Origin of the sequence: Shewanella sp. SM32, from assembly GCF_025654235.1 — a bacterium.
GTDB lineage: Bacteria > Pseudomonadota > Gammaproteobacteria > Enterobacterales > Shewanellaceae > Shewanella > Shewanella oncorhynchi.
The window spans coordinates 29,930-46,156 of the sequence record NZ_JAKKRO010000010.1; the positions used below are offsets into that span (position 1 = coordinate 29,930).

Consider the following 16,227-nt stretch of genomic DNA (forward strand, 5'->3'; position numbering starts at 1 on the left):
GTAGGTTTAGGAATACAGAGTCAGGGTGATGATGCCTCACGGATGGATAACTCATGGATGAATAACGAAGAATTAATCAAAGATCCATAAGGTTTCATGAGAACTAATCTACCAGTTACACAGCGAGAATATGATTATCCAGCGGATTGGATTTTATTGTCGACTACGGATACTCAAAGTCATATCACTTACGCCAATCAATCTTTCTGTACCGTTGCCGGTTACGACCTCGATGCCATGCTAGGCAAGCCCCACAACATGGTGCGTCATCCAGATATGCCTCCGCAAGCGTTTGAAGATCTGTGGCGATGCATCAAAAAAGGCGAGCCTTGGAAAGGGATAGTGAAAAACCGCTGCGCCAATGGCGATCACTATTGGGTCGATGCCTATGTCTCACCGATTTCAGTTAATGGCAAAGTCGTCGAGTTTCAATCTGTACGCACTAAACCCACACGCGATCAGGTTAAGCGTGCAGAAATAGCCTATGCGGAGTTGAACAAAAAGGGCAGCGTCAGCGCGTTAAAACGTACCTTGGATATGCCAGTTAAATTGCTGTTACTCGCATTGGTTGCCATGCTACCTATGCTTTACCTTGCTCTGCAAATTGGCTTAATGGGCTTTATTGCCCTAGCGATAAGTGTCCTAGTATTGCTGGTGGGCGGCAATCTGGTGCTGAGTCGCTATTACGCGATAGTGGCTAAGGCAAAGCATATCTACGATAACCCCTTGATGGCGCATATTTATAGTGGAAGCAGTGATGATCTTGGCGCGATTGATTTAGCACTGCAAATGCAAAATTCAGAGCTTAAGTCGATTCTTGGGCGTGCATCGGATTCCTGTTATAACGTGTCAGAACAGGCCAAAATATCTGCCGCCAAGGGCAAACAAATCCAGAGTACCAGTCAGGCTCAACTATCTGAAATAGAACAAGTTGCTACAGCGATGCAGGAAATGACCGCCACATTAGGCGATATGTCCTCCAATTGTGCCGATGCGGCGAGTGCCACACAAATGGCATCCGCTGAAACTATCAATGGTGATAAAACGGTGTCGAGTACTATTCGCTCGATTCAAGCTATGGCGGAGCAACTGCAACAAACGTCAAAAGTTATTACTGAGTTAGAAGCCCACAGTAAAGATATTGGCACAGTGCTCGATGTGATTCAGAGTATTGCGGGGCAGACGAATTTGCTGGCATTGAATGCAGCAATTGAAGCGGCTCGAGCGGGTGAGCAAGGTCGTGGCTTCGCTGTCGTTGCCGATGAAGTACGGGCGCTGGCACAGCGTACTCACGATGCCACCAAAGAAATCCACAGTATGATTAATCTGTTGCAGCAGGGGACGAATAAAGCTGTTATCAGCATGCAGCAAGGAGTGGTTGCCGCTTCCGAATGTATTTCAACGGCGGATTTAGCGGGTACGGCATTACGTACGATTCGTGAGGCCATTTCGACCATTACCGATATGACGCACCATATTGCCAGCGCGGTAGAAGAGCAATCGAGTGTGGCAAATGAGATGAATCGCAGCGTGGTGAATGTGTCGCAATTTACCCATTCTAGCCATCAACTCGGCAGTGAAATGGTCGGCTTGAATGACGAAGTGACTCGCGAGATGGATTCTCACTCGGTATTAGTCGAGCAATTCTTAAAGCGCAGCTTTAGGATTTAACTGACTAAAATTTAAGATAAAAAAGGCAATAGTCTGACTATTGTCTTTTCTTTTACTGATTTCTAACTCAATTTCTTATCTTTGATCTAATAACCTTTACTAAAGTCGACTCGATTCTGCAGTGGCTCACCCATGATGTAGCGGCGATAGTTTTGGCTAAAGATATCGACTATTTGTGCAGGATGGCTTGGCGCCGAAATATGCGGCGTGATCACGACATTTTCCCGTTCCCAAATAGGATGGCTATTGGGCAAAGGTTCCTGAGCAAATACATCGAGGATCGCTTGCTGACTAGGATTAGCGATCAGCTGGGTATTTAGCACATCGAGATCGAGTGCATCACCGCGGCCAACATTAAACAGCACTGCATCAGTTTTTAACATGGCTAACATGTCAGCATTGAGAAGATTGTACGTTGCAGGAGTGCTTGGCAGTAGATTTGCAACCACATCGGCCTGTGTCAACACTTGGCCTAAATTGGCCATCGCTTCTATGGCATCAAAACCTTCTACGGCATTACCGCTGCTATTGATACCAGTAACATGCATGCCAAAGTGTTTTGCCGTTTTCGCTAAATGCTGGGCTATTGACCCTGTGCCAAGCAAGAGCAATCGCATGCCCTGTAAACTTGAGTGGCGCTGCTGGGGTTGAATCAGCCACTGTTTTTGTCCTTGTTGCTGGCGATAAAAACGATGGCCGCGGATATGCGCGAGTAAATAGCCGAATAGATACTCGCTCATCAGCGGGCCGAAAATGCCTTTAATATTGGTGAGTTGATAGTCTTTTCTGCCCCTTGGACTCATTAGGGCATCTATGCCAGCAAAGCTTGATTGTAGCCATTGCAGATTTTTAGCATGGGGCAATAGGGGGGCGGCGAGTTTCGGTTCGGCTAACCAAATATCTGCTTCAATTATGCCCGCTGGATTATCGTCGAGTAACGTTAAATCTGGGAGACTCTGCGCCTCAATCAAGTCGCGGTACTGTTGATTTGCCTTTGTTAGCAAGAGTAACTTGTGCCCCATGGCGTCTCCCTTTATGCTTGGTTATTGTTATTTTTCAATACGCTGTCGCGGCCACTCAGATGGATTGCGCTGCATCTTTTTAGGTTAAGTCTATGTTTGATCAATTAGTCGCCATTATTGCCCAGTTAGGTAATATGCTTCGCCCTTGGGCCTTCGATATTGCTACCGCTATGGTGGTGTGTCTTATTTTGGTTTTTTCAGCGGATGTAAATCGTATCTTAAGGCGTCATTTGTTGGGGCATTCTTTTGTGCTGCGGACATTTGTTTTTATTATTGTGAATGCCTTTGGCTATGGCCTATTGATCGTGAAAGCCACGCCTTGGGTGGCAAGACACATAGTGGCTATGCCATCCCATTGGATGTTTCTGTTAATTGTGGCCATGTTTATTTTTATCGGTTATTGGGCTCAGCGAAATAGCCAAGCTTAATATCGTTATTATTTTTGCCGTTACTCAAAGTAGCCAGAGTAATTGGCCATTGCCTTTTGAGTTAAGGCTTGCATGGCGCGATCGGGGTAATTGCTGAACACGCCATCGACACCTATCTGCTTAAGCGCATGAATATCATCAATATGATCGACAGTATAAACATAAACCTTGGCACCTCGGTTATGGGCGTCGTCTACTAGCGCTTGGCTGATAAAACTCACATCTAAATGCAATGAATAGGCATTCAGTTCGCTTACCACGGCAGCCCCTTCGAGTGGAATACTGGCAAGCAGTGGTGCGACTAACGCATCCGGCAACACCTGTTTAAGTTCATGCAGATAGGGGTGATTAAAGGAAGAGATCAGTAACTGCTCCTTCGTAAACCCAAGCTGACTCATAGCCTTTGGGTATAAGTCGATTAACGGCGTGACGGTATTAATGCCTTTTAACTCTATATTGACTATGCAGCGCCCCGCAATCAGCTCAAGTACTTGCCATAGCGTCGGAATGGATTCACCTTTCACATTGATGCTTGCTAGATAATCCTTGCTCACTAAGTGAATGACGCCCGTGCCCGAGCTTTTATTATCGAGTCGTCTGTCGTGAAACACGACTAACTCACCTTCGACATTATGTACATCGAGTTCGACGGCTTGTGCACCCAATTCTAACGCTTTAGCCATGGCGGCTAAGGTATTTTCGGCCTGATAACCGCTGGCGCCGCGGTGAGCAAAAATAAGCATGGTCTGCGATCCTATTAGCTTCTAATAATGCCTTGTTGCTCGCGATTTTGACCATTCTTAATATGGATTTCCATCTGCGGGTAGGCGAGTTCGAGATTGTTTTCTTTGAGTTTTTTAGTCACTCGTTTATGTAAATCATGGCGCAGTGGCCAGCGTGCCGACATATCTTTCGCATAGGCGCGCACTTCATAATCTTGGGTATGCTTACCAAAGCCGGCAAACCAGACTTCAGGTTCTGGGCTGGCAAGTGCATCTTCACACTCTTGCACCGCTTGATACAGGGTCGCTTCAACTTTGGCAGGGTCTGAATCCCGCGCCACCGACACATAAACAATGACCCGAGTAATAGGATCTGACAAGGACCAGTTGATCAGCTGCTCTGTGATAAAGGCCTTGTTCGGGATGATAATTTCCTTTCTATCCCAGTCAATAATGGTGGTCGCCCGAATTTGGATTTTACTGACAGTCCCTGTTAAATCACGAATTGTCACCGTGTCGCCAATCCGCACGGGTTTCTCAAACAAAATGATCAAACCTGAGATAAAGTTGGCGAAAATTTCTTGCAAACCAAAACCTAAACCGAGAGACAGTGCGGCAATCAGCCATTGCAACTTAGACCATTCCATCCCGAGATTAGAGAAGCCGATTAATAGGCCAAGGAAAACCACCAGATAACGGCTGACGGTTGTGATCGCAAAACCCGTTCCGGGCGAGAGATCAAGCCTTTGCAGGATCATTAGCTCAAGTAGGCCGGGTAAATTGGTGGCAATCATTAACGAGAAACCTACTACTATCAGTCCAAACATCAGTGATTTCATGGTAATAGGCAATTGTTGCTCTAAGCCATTTACACTGGTATTGGTCGTCCACAGCGTAATGCCATCGAGGAAGGAAAACAGCGCCGTATGGGTTTGAGTCCACAGACCAATCAAACTGGCTAAAAAGGCCAATAACAAGAGTGAACGCACTAGGCCAAGGGATTGGCTCGAAATGGTTTCGAGATCGACTACGGGTTCTTCGTAGGTATCGAGTCCATCGACGGAAGGGTGATGCGTTTCGCCTTTTTCCCTTTGTGCTAAGCGTTCGGCACGTTTTGCCTTAGCGCGATCGAAGGCGATACGGCGGCGTTCGATTAACATCCACCGTTTGATCAATTGGTATAAGAGCAAGAAACCCAGACCCAGCACGATAGATAATTGCAGTTGTAACAGCATTTGGAAAGCGGTGAAGTAGTAACCCCTAAAGGCTAACACTGCGCTTAAAAGCGGCACAGAAATCAGCAAGGTCCAGAGCATTTTCTGAATGAGTTTTTTGTTTTTACCGTCTTTTTTTGCATCTGAGTTTTTACGGCTCAGGATTAAAATATCTTTGTATAACAAGAATAAAACGATACAGAAAATAATGAATGCGCCGCGGCCTATGCTATTACGCACCAGTGATGTGTCGAGTACTTCGGTAAAGCCCATCAGACCCAATAATGGGCTAGCAATCAGCACAAAGTGTCTGAGCCGTGATTGTCCCGCTTGAATGAGTTTTGAGGGGCGTTTGAAATGGCCCACGAGTACGCCTTTGTCGAGCGTCAGAATAAAGATAAAGCGATATAAGAGATACACTAAACCAATCGCCAGTATGCCCATACCCACAGCCTGCACAAAATTGCGATCGGAATGATAGAAAATCAATCCCGCCATGATCACTGGGAAAGGTTTTATCAACGCATAGCTGATACTGCAGGCGAGCGCTTTGAGAGTGTAAATGAATTTATCTTGGGTCACATTGCCCACATAAGTGGTGTAATGATTTAGCAAGCGATTGAATTTAGGCGTGATCAAGTCTTGTACGACTAAACACAGTACCAGCAATATGATCCACCAAGACCAATAATCGTTTTGTTCATCCCAGGCTTTTCCCAGTTCATCCCACTGTGCTTGTTGCACAAGCCAAACCGTGCTGCGTTCAAGATCCGTAAGCCATAACTTACTGATACTTGCAGCGTTAGGCACCCAGAATAAATGTTCGTTAAGGGTATTTTTGAGGGTGAGATTCTGTTGGCTCAGTTGTTGGTAATTGACCTTCAGCTTGCCTAATTCACTTAAGTATTGGTCATAGCTTTGCATCAATTGCGAGATCAAACTCTGTTGCGAGTGTAAGAGCTTAATCTGCTGCTCATTGTATAAGCCGGGTTGTTCTAATTCTTGCTCATTGAGGGCTTGTTGCTGCTCTAAATGGTATCTGTCTAAGCGCGCATCGGCGATCAGCGTTTGCAGTTTTTCGTGATTCGGTGGTTTAGGCAGTGATTGCAACATCTGCAAAAAGCGCTCACCAAAGGCGGAGTTCATTTTGACCCAAGTGATCTGCTCTTGGATGTTTGCCAGTTGTTTAGCTTGGGATTGATATTGGGTTTCTGCCTGTTCCTGCTGTTCGACCACATTATTGATCTGCAAAGTTAACGTTTGCAGCTTTTGGCCGTAAATCTGGTTAGTGTCGGCAATATTACGGGTGATAGGATCGATGACTTTTTCGGTATTAACTAAGTTTTTGGCTAGGGTGGCATCCGTTTGTTGCTGACGTTGTTTATTGATTGCCTTATTGATGGTTTCGATCAAGGCTTCTTGCTGCACCAGTTGTTGGCGGACTAGCTGTAATTGTAATTGCGTCAGTTCAATGCGTTTTTGGCTGCTGGCAAGTTCTGCTTCATCGGTGGCAAGGCTTTGTTCAAAGAAGAGTCGTTGAGTTTGCTGTAACTCTCCCGTAGGGGTATCTAGCGGGGCGAGTTCTGCTTTTTTGTTTTGGGCGACTGTTTGCCTCGCGCTGGCGATAACGGTAGGTAAGTCATTGTGACGTAGTAATAAATCGTTAACTTGTCGGCCAAGGGTGGATTCGCTTTCTTTAAGTTCAGACAAGCGAATATAGGCCATGGAAGCCTGCTGGCTGAGGTCAGTACCTTTTTCTAGTGATAAAGGCTTATAGGCGTCTTTCAGCGCTTGGTTAGTGCGCTTCTTATGTTGCTCAAAATCAATCTGCGCTTGTTGGAAACTGGCTGCGTTGGCGGCGAGTTTTTCTATGTTAATTTTTAGTTCGTTAATTTGTTCGTCAATGCTGAGATTTTGTTGCTGATCTTGCTTGTTCATGCCAAGACGTTTGTCCAACTGCAAAGGCGAATTGGCAAGTGCGGAAAATGTGAAAAAAGCAATAATGAACAATAAAATACGTGGCATATAGGCTAAAGACATTTAGGGGCGAAAGACGCTCCATATTAGCCAAATTGCGTTGAGATTGGTATGTTTCAGGCGTTCTTTTTTCGCCGCTGTGACTGGTGCGATTGATGGGTTTCGAAGATGGCGGTAGCGACTATGATAGTGCCACCAATTAGGGTGTTGAGATTGAGCTCTTCACCTAAAATAATCAGCGCTAACATGGCGCCATAAAAGGGCTGTAAGCAAGAGACTAGCCCAACCGTTTTGGCGCTCAGTTGCCTCAGCGCAGAAGTAAATAGCGCATGTGGCGCTGCGGTAAAGACGACGCCGAGTAAAATAATTAATCCCCACACTTCTAATGAGATACTGCCCAGTTCTGTTTGGTGCCACGGCATCAAGAACACCACAGCGACCAAGGTTTGATAGAACATGGCATGGGGGCCGCTGTACTGGGAAAAGTAGCGTTTGTGCAATAAGTTACGGGTGGTGAACAAGATGGCGGACACTATGCCGATGGCAATGCCCAGCGTAGTGTCGTTACCTAAATTGGCCTCAGGGATCAGTAATATCACCCCAATCAGCACTAATACACCGCTGATCATATCGTGTAATTTTATCTTATTACCTGTCAGCAACGGCTCGGCAATCACTGTCATCACCGGATAGGTGAAAAACGCAATCATGCCAATGGCGACCGACGAGAGTTGCATGGCCGCAAAATAAGTCACCCAATGCAGGCTGACGATAACCCCAAGCCCGATGGCGACTAGATAATCTTGTTTGCTTGCCAGCGTTAAACGTTTGCGGTTGAATTTGACTAGCAAACCTAACACAGTGGCGGCGACGATACAGCGTAGAAAGGTGATGTCGAGGGCACTGAGTGGGATTAATTTAGAAAACAAAGCTGTGCCACCAAATAGCAGCACAGCCAGATGTAATTCAATTAATCCCGAAGGTTTAGCAGAACTCAAGAAAACTTAATCCGCTTGCTTAACGTCTTTCAGGTTAGCGAAGGCTTGTCCCATACGAGTTACTGCTTCGGCTTCGACACCTTCAGCAAATGTCGCGATAGCGTCTTTGGCAAACAACATCACCACAGTACTGCCTAACTTGAAGCGACCCATTTCTTCGCCCTTGTCTAAGGTGATGGCATCTGGGCCTTGGGTTGGATATTCCCAAGTGAAGACTTGCTTACCTGTCGGCGGCGTGACTGTGCCAGCCCATACGGTTTCAATACTGGCAACAATCGTTGCGCCAACCAATACCATGGCCAATGGACCTAATTCGGTTTCAAAAATCGCCACCACACGTTCGTTACGGGCAAACAGACCGGGTACGTGTCTCGCCGTTAACGGATTTACCGAAAACAGTTCGCCAGGTACATAGGTCATTTTTGATAACGTGCCTTTAATCGGCATGTGGATACGGTGATAGTCTTTAGGCGCCAGATAGATAGTCGCAAAATCACCGCCTTCGAAGCGTTTAGCATCTTCGGCTTGATCGCCAAGCAAAGTTAACGATGAATAGTGATGACCCTTAGCTTGGAAGATGCGACCGTTTTTGATGGGGCCTAACTGACTTACCGCACCATCGACGGGATGTACCATGATATCGGCGTCCATGTCTAACGGACGAATACCGGGTTTAAGGGCGCGGGTAAAAAAGGCATTAAAGCTTTTATAGGCTTCAGGCTCACTCTGCGCCGCTTCGCTCATGTCGATTTTATATTGTTTGATAAACCACTTGATGGCGGCAGTGGTTAAGGCGCCAGCTTCGGCTGCAGCGAGTTTACCCACTAAACGAGATAACAAATGTTTTGGCAGCATGTACTGCAGCGCTATTTTGACTTTATCCAATTTCAATTCCTTTTCTTACTGCTCAATCTTTGCTGAGACTGTTGTTATTTATCAATAAGTCGTTATTCATCAGTGGCCGCACGGAAATGGCGGGCATGACGTTGTTCATCTAAGCTGGCGATAATTTTATGGTAATTATTAAAGCGATCTGCGCTGATCTTACCTTGGCTCAGGGCTTCTTGAAGTGCACAGCCGGGATCGTCACCGTGTTTACAATCGCGGAATTTACATGCGCCAAGATACTCGCGAAACTCGATAAAGCACCAGCCGACACGTTGTGCAGGAAGATGCCATAGGGCGAATTCGCGCACGCCCGGAGAGTCGATTAAATCGCCGCCACTAGGCAAGTGCAACAGCTTAGCAGTGGTAGTAGTGTGTTGACCTAAACCTGAGTTATCGGAAACATCGCCGATAATAAGCTCTGCATCGGGTAGTAATGCATTGATGATCGATGATTTACCCACACCAGATTGGCCGGCAAACACGCTGACTTTATCTTTGAGTATACCTTTGATGGTATCGATACCATCACCGAGCTTGCTGCTGACCTTATAAACCGGATAGCCAATGTCTTTGTAGCGCTGTAGCGCTTCATCTATTGCCTGCGCTTCATCGGGATTGAGCAAGTCAATTTTATTCAAAATGATGATAGGTGGAATATCGGTATCTTCAGCGGCCACTAAATAACGGTCGATGATCTGGGTGGTAAAGCTGGGTAATACCGAGGAGACAATCAAAATTTGGTCGATATTCGAGGCGATAATTTTCACGCCATCGTATAAATCTGGGCGTGTAAGTGATGAGCGACGTGGATGAACGGCTTCAACAATACCTGCGATGCCGCTATTGGCTTGGCTCTCAATGGCTAAGCGTACGATCACTTTATCGCCAGTCACTAAACTGGTGACGGCACGGCGAATATTACAGCGCACAATTTGGCCGCTTTCAGTTTCTATGTCGGCATGTTGGCCAAAACGTGAAATCACAGTACCGGGCTGTTCTTGCCCCAATGAACTATCCTGTAACTCTGGCGTATTTTTATCGCCACTATCACGATTGAGTCGCTTCTCGTGATTAGCGCGCATACGGCGTAATTGACCTTGGCTTAGGGGTTTCTTTTTACTCACTGATTCGTCTTCGTCAATTAGGTGATTTTTTGTGTTGGAAAAAAGCAGTATGATACACGCTCTTGAATAAAAAAGCCTGAATTTAGGCTAACTGACACGATAAGGCTGATTTATGACGGCAGATGTAAATAATCTCATTTGGATCGATTTGGAAATGACAGGGTTAGAGCCCGACGTCGACAGGATCATTGAAATTGCCACTTTAGTGACAGATCAAGAACTCAATATTATCGGTCAAGGTCCGGTTATCGCGATTCATCAGTCAGATGATGTGCTGGCCGCCATGGACGATTGGAATCAAAAGCATCATGGTGAGTCTGGGTTGATTGATCGCGTTCGTGCTAGCCAAGAAACCGAAGCGCAAGCCGTGGCTAAGACTATTGCCTTCTTAGAACAGTATGTTCCTAAGGGTGCTTCTCCAATGTGTGGTAACAGTATTGGGCAAGATAGACGCTTCTTAAATCGTTATATGCGCGAGCTGGAAGATTATTTCCACTACCGCAATGTGGATGTCAGTACGATTAAAGAGCTAGTGAAGCGTTGGAGCCCAGAAACTATGGCGGGCTTTAAGAAGCAAAACACTCACCAAGCACTGCAGGATATCCAAGAGTCGATCGCTGAATTGCAGTATTATCGCAGCAAAGTATTTAAAATTTGACCGATCAGTAGATAAATATGCAAGAAGGGGTTGCAGCCGCATGAATTTTTCATATAATGCGGCCTCAACTTTTTGATGCGAACAGAGATGTACGGTCATTTAGATTGAATGCGACATTAGCTCAGTTGATAAAGGTTAAAGGCGATACCTTTGTTAATGTTGAAGGTAAATGTAGCAGCGATGCAAAAAGCGACATTAGCTCAGTTGGTAGAGCGATACCTTGCCAAGGTATAGGTCATCGGTTCGAACCCGATATGTCGCTCCAAATTAAAATTTAGTGATTTGCCAAATCATTAATACAGATTATGCGACATTAGCTCAGTTGGTAGAGCGATACCTTGCCAAGGTATAGGTCATCGGTTCGAACCCGATATGTCGCTCCAAATTAAAACTTAGTGATTTACCAAATCATTAATACAGATTATGCGACATTAGCTCAGTTGGTAGAGCGATACCTTGCCAAGGTATAGGTCATCGGTTCGAACCCGATATGTCGCTCCAATTTCCTAAATATTCCACTATCACATTACTCAATTGACATTAGCTCAGTTGCGGACTTGATATGGCTATACCTTCTTTTTTGCCAAGGTATAGGTCATCGGTTCGAACCGCTCTTGAACAAAATCATGTCGCTCCAATTTCCTAAATATTCCACTATCAGATTACTCAATTGGGATTAGCTCAGTTGCGGACTTGATATGGCGATACCTTCTTTTTTGCCAAGGTATAGGTTATCGGTTCAAACCGCTCTTGATCAAAATCATGTCGCTCCAATTTCAATAAATCCCCCCAAAACTACTTTAGCTAAGATCATTTCAATCGTGTAGCTCATATTGCTATTACTTACAATGCTTAGCCGTTGACTAAGGCATAGATCATTGCTCGAATCTCTCCCTATCAAAATCATTTCGCTGTACTTCCGTTAAACTCTCTAACAATGACTTTTTCGTGTCATTCCCTCAATTGGCTCATCTATATTTGTCTTGATTCACTGCCATCTACTTCAAGCACTCTATCTCAGATTCACCATGCACAACCAAAGACTTACGAATACCCTTTGGGAAAAGTGCGTTGAGATCTCTTTTGGCTTTTCTCTTTTATACAAAACAGTGTGATAGGATTAAGATGCGTGATCTATAGCGTGTTTCTTCAAGTTTTCCTAAATTAGATAGCTGCGTGAAAGTTAAATTATGACCTTGTTCAAATATTCGTAACGCTTTTACTCACATAATGGAATTAGACAAAATTAATAGCGCCAAGTAGTTGGCCTGACAATGGAGTGCATTATATGCGTATTCAACAATTACGTGATCTACTCGAGTATGTGGCAAATTGCCGCTTAGATATGGCGCAACTCTATGGCCGACTCAACAATCAAGCTGACTCGGCTCGTGTGAAAATGATGTTGGAGTATTTTGAATCACACCAAAAAACCATGGCAGAAAAACTGCGTGATTATATGGATGAAGCACCACATCGTATTCTTGATACTTGGTATAAAGACTTCACTTTTGAAGACTTTACTAAGCGTTGCCAAGATACTATGTTGCCCGCAAACATGAATGAAGATGATGTGCTCAACTTACATTTAGACCTAGAGAATCGTCTGATTGGTTTGTTAGAAAAAACAGTTAACTCAACCACGGCGGAAGATGCGCGTAATGCGTTAGCCAATTTGATCCGAGTAGAGAAAACTCAGCAGCAACGTTTAGTCCATAGTACGATTCGGATGGACGATATCTAAACCGTCATTTCTTCTCGAATCTCAAAGCCAGCCCAGTGCTGGCTTTGGTTTTTATGTCGACTTTGTATAGGCCACTTTTACTCTACTTTGCTCCATTTGGGCGGGTTTCTGCGCCAGAACTGATTTACGTCATAATTTCTCGCTGCTTTTTTTGCTACTTTCTTGATCTATTGGCTGATTTTTATTGGCCTTGCTCAATTCTGCCAAGACTTCTATGGTGAGATTACTCATTGTGAAATGGAGTCATTGGTGTCTAAGGAGATCCTTCATGGCACAAGATCTATCGCAATTTCCCAAAGCTCTATACACCCAAACACAAGTTCGCGAAGCTGAACTGAGTGCAGTGTCTCAGGGAGTATCTAGTCTCTATGCATTGGTCGAGCGTGCTGGCGCGGCGGCTTTTGAGTGTTTAGCGAAACATAGCTCCAAAGTCTTACCTGTGTTAATCCTTGCTGGCAGCGGTAACAATGGTGCCGATGCTTTAGTGTGCGCCCGTCTAGCCCGTGCCAGTGGTATGGACGTTTCTGTGATGATGACGTTAGCGGAAGGCACGCCTGAGTGTCAGCAAGCATTGACCCATTATCTTGCTGAAGGTGGAAAATTACTGCCGTTAGAGGTTGAACCTATTCTCGCAGCGAAAATCATAGTCGATGGTCTGTTAGGTACGGGGGTACATGATGCTGTACGCGACGATATGGCTAAATATATCCGTGCCATCAATGACAATTCGGCTTGGGTATTGAGTCTTGATTTACCCTCTGGAGTCATTGCTGATACAGGCGCCGTAGTAGGTGTTGCTGTGATGGCGGATATCACCTTATGTTTTGGTGGTTTAAAGCAAGGTGTTTTAACGGGTAAGGCAAGGCATTACAGTGGTGAGCTTGAATTTGCAGATTTAGGATTAACGCCTTTCTTTGCTGAAGCGAGCGCACAAAGAGTAGGAAGAGAGACTCTTAAGGACTATTTTGCCGCCCGAGCACGGGATAGCCATAAAGGCCAATCGGGTAAAGTCACTGTCATCGGCGGTGATATAGGCATGGCAGGGGCTGTGAGACTGGCAAGTGAGGCTTGCCTACGTGCAGGCGCGGGATTAGTCACTGTGATCAGTCGACCTGAGCATCAACTGACGGTGAATGTCTCCCGTCCTGAACTGATGTTTTGGGGCTGTGATTTAGTCGATATGGAAGTGTATCTGCGCCTTGGTTGGGCGCAGGTTATCGTGCTTGGCCCTGGTTTAGGTAAGCATGACTGGGGGTATAATTTGTTTAAAGCCGTGGGCTTGAGCGATAAGCCTTGTGTTTTAGATGCCGATGCATTGAATCTGCTCAGTAATGAACCAAGGCGCCAAACGAATTGGGTATTAACACCACATCCGGGTGAGGCGGCGCGTTTACTTGGTTGTACCGTGGCCGATATTGAACAGGACAGATTTGCCGCTGTTCGCGCGATACAGCAAAAGTACGGCGGTGTTGTATTGCTAAAGGGCGCAGGAACGGTCATTTTTGATGGTCAGCAAATGGTAGTTGCACCAGTCGGCAACCCTGGGCTTGCCAGTGGTGGGTGTGGCGATGTGTTATCTGGTATTATAGGCGCGCTCATGGCTCAGGGAATGGATAATATGCAGGCAACTGTGCTTGGCGTAGTCGTACATGGTTGCGCCGCTGATCTTGCGGCAATACAGGGAGAACGGGGTATGTTAGCGAGCGATTTAATGCCTTTTATTCGCCAATTAGTGAATAGTGATTTACTCTAGGCGGAATGTGAGACTCAAGCGGGGCTGGACTTTGTTATGTGCCCTGTGCCTTTTTAGGATTGAGTCGCTTCTCCATCAATAACAGCAGTGATATAAGCGGATATGACAGAGTTAACTTTTTTCTTAGACAACGAAGACGACACTATTGCGGTTGGGCAAAAATTAGCCCGCTATGTCCAAGCGCCTTTGACTCTGTATCTTACGGGTGATTTAGGAGCCGGTAAAACGACGCTGAGTCGTGGCTTAATTCAGGGATTGGGTCATAAAGGTGCCGTTAAAAGCCCGACTTACACTTTAGTTGAACCTTATGAGTTAGAAGGTGTCGAAGTTTATCATTTTGATTTGTATCGTTTAAACGATCCAGAAGAACTCGAGTTTATGGGGATCCGTGATTACTTTACGGATAAGAGTCTGTGCATTGTTGAATGGCCAGATAAGGGAGAGGGTTTACTGCCCGCTGCCGATGTCCATATGCATTTAAGTTATCAAAATAGTGGGCGAGAAATACGCATAGAGGCCTTGTCTGAGCCAGGTGAAAAGTTATTAAAAGCGATAAAATAAAAACTAAAATGATAAAAAATAACCCGTATTTTCAAATTATTATTCTTTCTTTATGTTCTTTTTTCTCTGTGGTGGCCCATGCTGCTAATCAGTTAGAAAGCGTACGTATTTGGGCTGCGCCTGAGTCAACTCGAATCGTATTTGACTTGAGTGGAGTGCCTGATTACACCTATTTCTCTTTAGATGGCCCTAATCGTTTAGTGGTGGATTTAAAAAAGACTACTGCTAAAGTTGTGCTTAAAAATCTTGAAAACAACAGTAAGTTAGTTAAGGGCGTGCGGATCAGTAAGTCACCCACTAAAGGTGATTTGCGCTTAGTGATCGATCTCGTAAAGCCATTGAATGCAAGCTTGTTTTCTTTGCCTGTTACTGCGCCCTATGGCAATCGTCTAGTGGTTGATTTAGAAGATAAAACGTTAACTACGGCAACGGCTATCGTGTCATCTACACCCGTCAAAACTGTCACCCAAGCGGCGCAATCATCCCGCGATATTGTCATTGCTATTGATGCAGGTCATGGTGGCGACGATCCTGGCTCCATTGGTCCTTCTGGTGTTTATGAAAAAAAGGTCGCCCTAGAAATCGCCAGACGTGTTTCCAGCAAAATCAATGACACGCCAGGCATGCGTGCTGTGATGATCCGTACTGGTGATTATTTTGTGAATTTAAATAAACGCTCTGAACTGGCGCGCAACAGTAAGGCAGATCTGCTGATTTCTATCCATGCGGATGCCTTTACCTCGCCCAATCCACGTGGCGCCTCCGTATGGGTGCTATCAATGCGTCGTGCTAATAGTGAAATTGGTCGTTGGTTAGAGCAAAAAGAGAAGCATTCTGAGTTGCTGGGCGGCGCGGGTGAGATTATCCAAAACACGGATAATGAACAGTATTTGGCTATGACGCTGCTCGATATGTCAATGAACAGTTCGATGGCAATTGGCCATTCTGTTGCGGGGGATATTTTAAAAGATTTAGGTGGTGTGACTCAATTGCATAAAAGTCGCCCTGAGTCCGCGAGTTTAGCCGTGCTGAAGTCACCTGATATTCCTTCAATCTTGGTTGAAACGGGCTTTATTTCAAACCCTAAAGAAGAGCGTTTACTGTCGAGTAGTCGTCATCAAGAGAGCATTGCCAATGCTATTTATAAGGGTGTGAGCCGTTACTATCACAACAATCCGCCAGCAGATACTTTGCTTGCCCAAAGAAGGGGAGGAAGCTCTAGCAGTGCTAAGCCGGCCAAAACCACAGCAAAAGCATCAGCAGAAAGAACGCCAACTGAAAGAACACCTACAGCCTATGTTGGCGATGCGGTATCGACAAAGGTTAAACATAAGGTCCGTCGCGGAGAATCTTTATCTGCAATCGCGCAACGTTACAGTGTGCCAATGTCCAGCATCAAACAAGCGAATGGAATGAAGTCCGATGTGGTGCAGTTAGGGCAAACGCTAGTCATACCCCAGAGTTAAA

General features: G+C 45.4%; 13 protein-coding genes and 3 tRNA genes. 10 read left to right on the plus strand and 6 right to left on the minus strand.

Annotated features, from left to right (window positions below; all coding sequences use genetic code 11):
* Positions 1–96 precede the first annotated feature (96 nt).
* Positions 97–1,671: a PAS domain-containing methyl-accepting chemotaxis protein gene (locus L5M10_RS06115; protein ID WP_173496266.1), complete on the plus strand. Its 1,575-nt coding sequence runs from the start codon at positions 97–99 to the stop codon at positions 1,669–1,671.
* Positions 1,672–1,757: 86 nt separating this feature from the next.
* Here L5M10_RS06115 and L5M10_RS06120 read toward each other — a convergent pair whose 3' ends face one another.
* Positions 1,758–2,693: a D-2-hydroxyacid dehydrogenase gene (locus L5M10_RS06120; RefSeq protein WP_263255032.1), complete on the minus strand. Its 936-nt coding sequence runs from the start codon at positions 2,691–2,693 to the stop codon at positions 1,758–1,760.
* Between the two features lie 92 nt (positions 2,694–2,785).
* Between L5M10_RS06120 and L5M10_RS06125 the strand changes: the two genes are divergently transcribed.
* Complete coding sequence (locus L5M10_RS06125; RefSeq protein WP_113939153.1) at positions 2,786–3,121, plus strand: DUF3392 domain-containing protein; 336 nt, start codon at positions 2,786–2,788, stop codon at positions 3,119–3,121.
* A 20-nt stretch (positions 3,122–3,141) separates the two neighbouring features.
* Here the strand turns inward: L5M10_RS06125 and L5M10_RS06130 are convergent, their stop codons facing one another.
* The 5 genes from L5M10_RS06130 to rsgA form a co-directional block, all read right to left on the minus strand.
* Entirely contained in the window at positions 3,142–3,864 is a 723-nt protein-coding gene (locus tag L5M10_RS06130) for a glycerophosphodiester phosphodiesterase (RefSeq protein WP_263255033.1), read from the minus strand.
* Between the two features lie 14 nt (positions 3,865–3,878).
* Positions 3,879–7,082 carry a mechanosensitive ion channel domain-containing protein gene (locus L5M10_RS06135; RefSeq protein WP_105253001.1) on the minus strand — a complete coding sequence of 1,068 codons (3,204 nt, stop codon included), beginning with the start codon at positions 7,080–7,082 and terminating at the stop codon, positions 3,879–3,881.
* 68 nt (positions 7,083–7,150) lie between these two features.
* Positions 7,151–8,032 carry a DMT family transporter gene (locus L5M10_RS06140; RefSeq protein ID WP_263255034.1) on the minus strand — a complete coding sequence of 294 codons (882 nt, stop codon included), beginning with the start codon at positions 8,030–8,032 and terminating at the stop codon, positions 7,151–7,153.
* A gap of 6 nt (positions 8,033–8,038) precedes the next feature.
* Positions 8,039–8,917, minus strand: a complete 879-nt coding sequence (gene asd, locus L5M10_RS06145) for an archaetidylserine decarboxylase (protein WP_028761759.1) — start codon at positions 8,915–8,917, stop codon at positions 8,039–8,041.
* A gap of 62 nt (positions 8,918–8,979) precedes the next feature.
* Positions 8,980–10,044, minus strand: a complete 1,065-nt coding sequence (gene rsgA, locus L5M10_RS06150) for a small ribosomal subunit biogenesis GTPase RsgA (protein ID WP_105250279.1) — start codon at positions 10,042–10,044, stop codon at positions 8,980–8,982.
* A 112-nt stretch (positions 10,045–10,156) separates the two neighbouring features.
* On the opposite strand from rsgA, the gene orn reads away from it, so the two are divergent.
* The 8 genes from orn to L5M10_RS06190 all read left to right on the plus strand — a co-directional run bounded on the left by orn (position 10,157) and on the right by L5M10_RS06190 (position 16,226).
* Positions 10,157–10,702, plus strand: coding sequence for an oligoribonuclease (gene orn, locus L5M10_RS06155; protein WP_006080044.1), 546 nt, complete (start codon positions 10,157–10,159; stop codon positions 10,700–10,702).
* A gap of 189 nt (positions 10,703–10,891) precedes the next feature.
* A tRNA-Gly gene (locus L5M10_RS06160) sits at positions 10,892–10,967 on the plus strand.
* Positions 10,968–11,009: 42 nt separating this feature from the next.
* Positions 11,010–11,085, plus strand: a tRNA-Gly gene (locus tag L5M10_RS06165).
* A gap of 42 nt (positions 11,086–11,127) precedes the next feature.
* Positions 11,128–11,203, plus strand: a tRNA-Gly gene (locus L5M10_RS06170).
* A gap of 787 nt (positions 11,204–11,990) precedes the next feature.
* Positions 11,991–12,446, plus strand: a complete 456-nt coding sequence (locus tag L5M10_RS06175; protein ID WP_028761762.1) for a hypothetical protein — start codon at positions 11,991–11,993, stop codon at positions 12,444–12,446.
* A 268-nt stretch (positions 12,447–12,714) separates the two neighbouring features.
* Positions 12,715–14,199: an NAD(P)H-hydrate dehydratase gene (locus L5M10_RS06180; RefSeq protein ID WP_263235877.1), complete on the plus strand. Its 1,485-nt coding sequence runs from the start codon at positions 12,715–12,717 to the stop codon at positions 14,197–14,199.
* A 102-nt stretch (positions 14,200–14,301) separates the two neighbouring features.
* Positions 14,302–14,760, plus strand: coding sequence for a tRNA (adenosine(37)-N6)-threonylcarbamoyltransferase complex ATPase subunit type 1 TsaE (gene tsaE, locus L5M10_RS06185; RefSeq protein ID WP_263235879.1), 459 nt, complete (start codon positions 14,302–14,304; stop codon positions 14,758–14,760).
* 8 nt (positions 14,761–14,768) lie between these two features.
* The gene (locus L5M10_RS06190; protein ID WP_028761765.1) at positions 14,769–16,226 is read left to right on the plus strand and encodes an N-acetylmuramoyl-L-alanine amidase; all 1,458 of its coding nucleotides are present in this window, start codon (positions 14,769–14,771) and stop codon (positions 16,224–16,226) included.
* Position 16,227 lies beyond the last annotated feature (1 nt).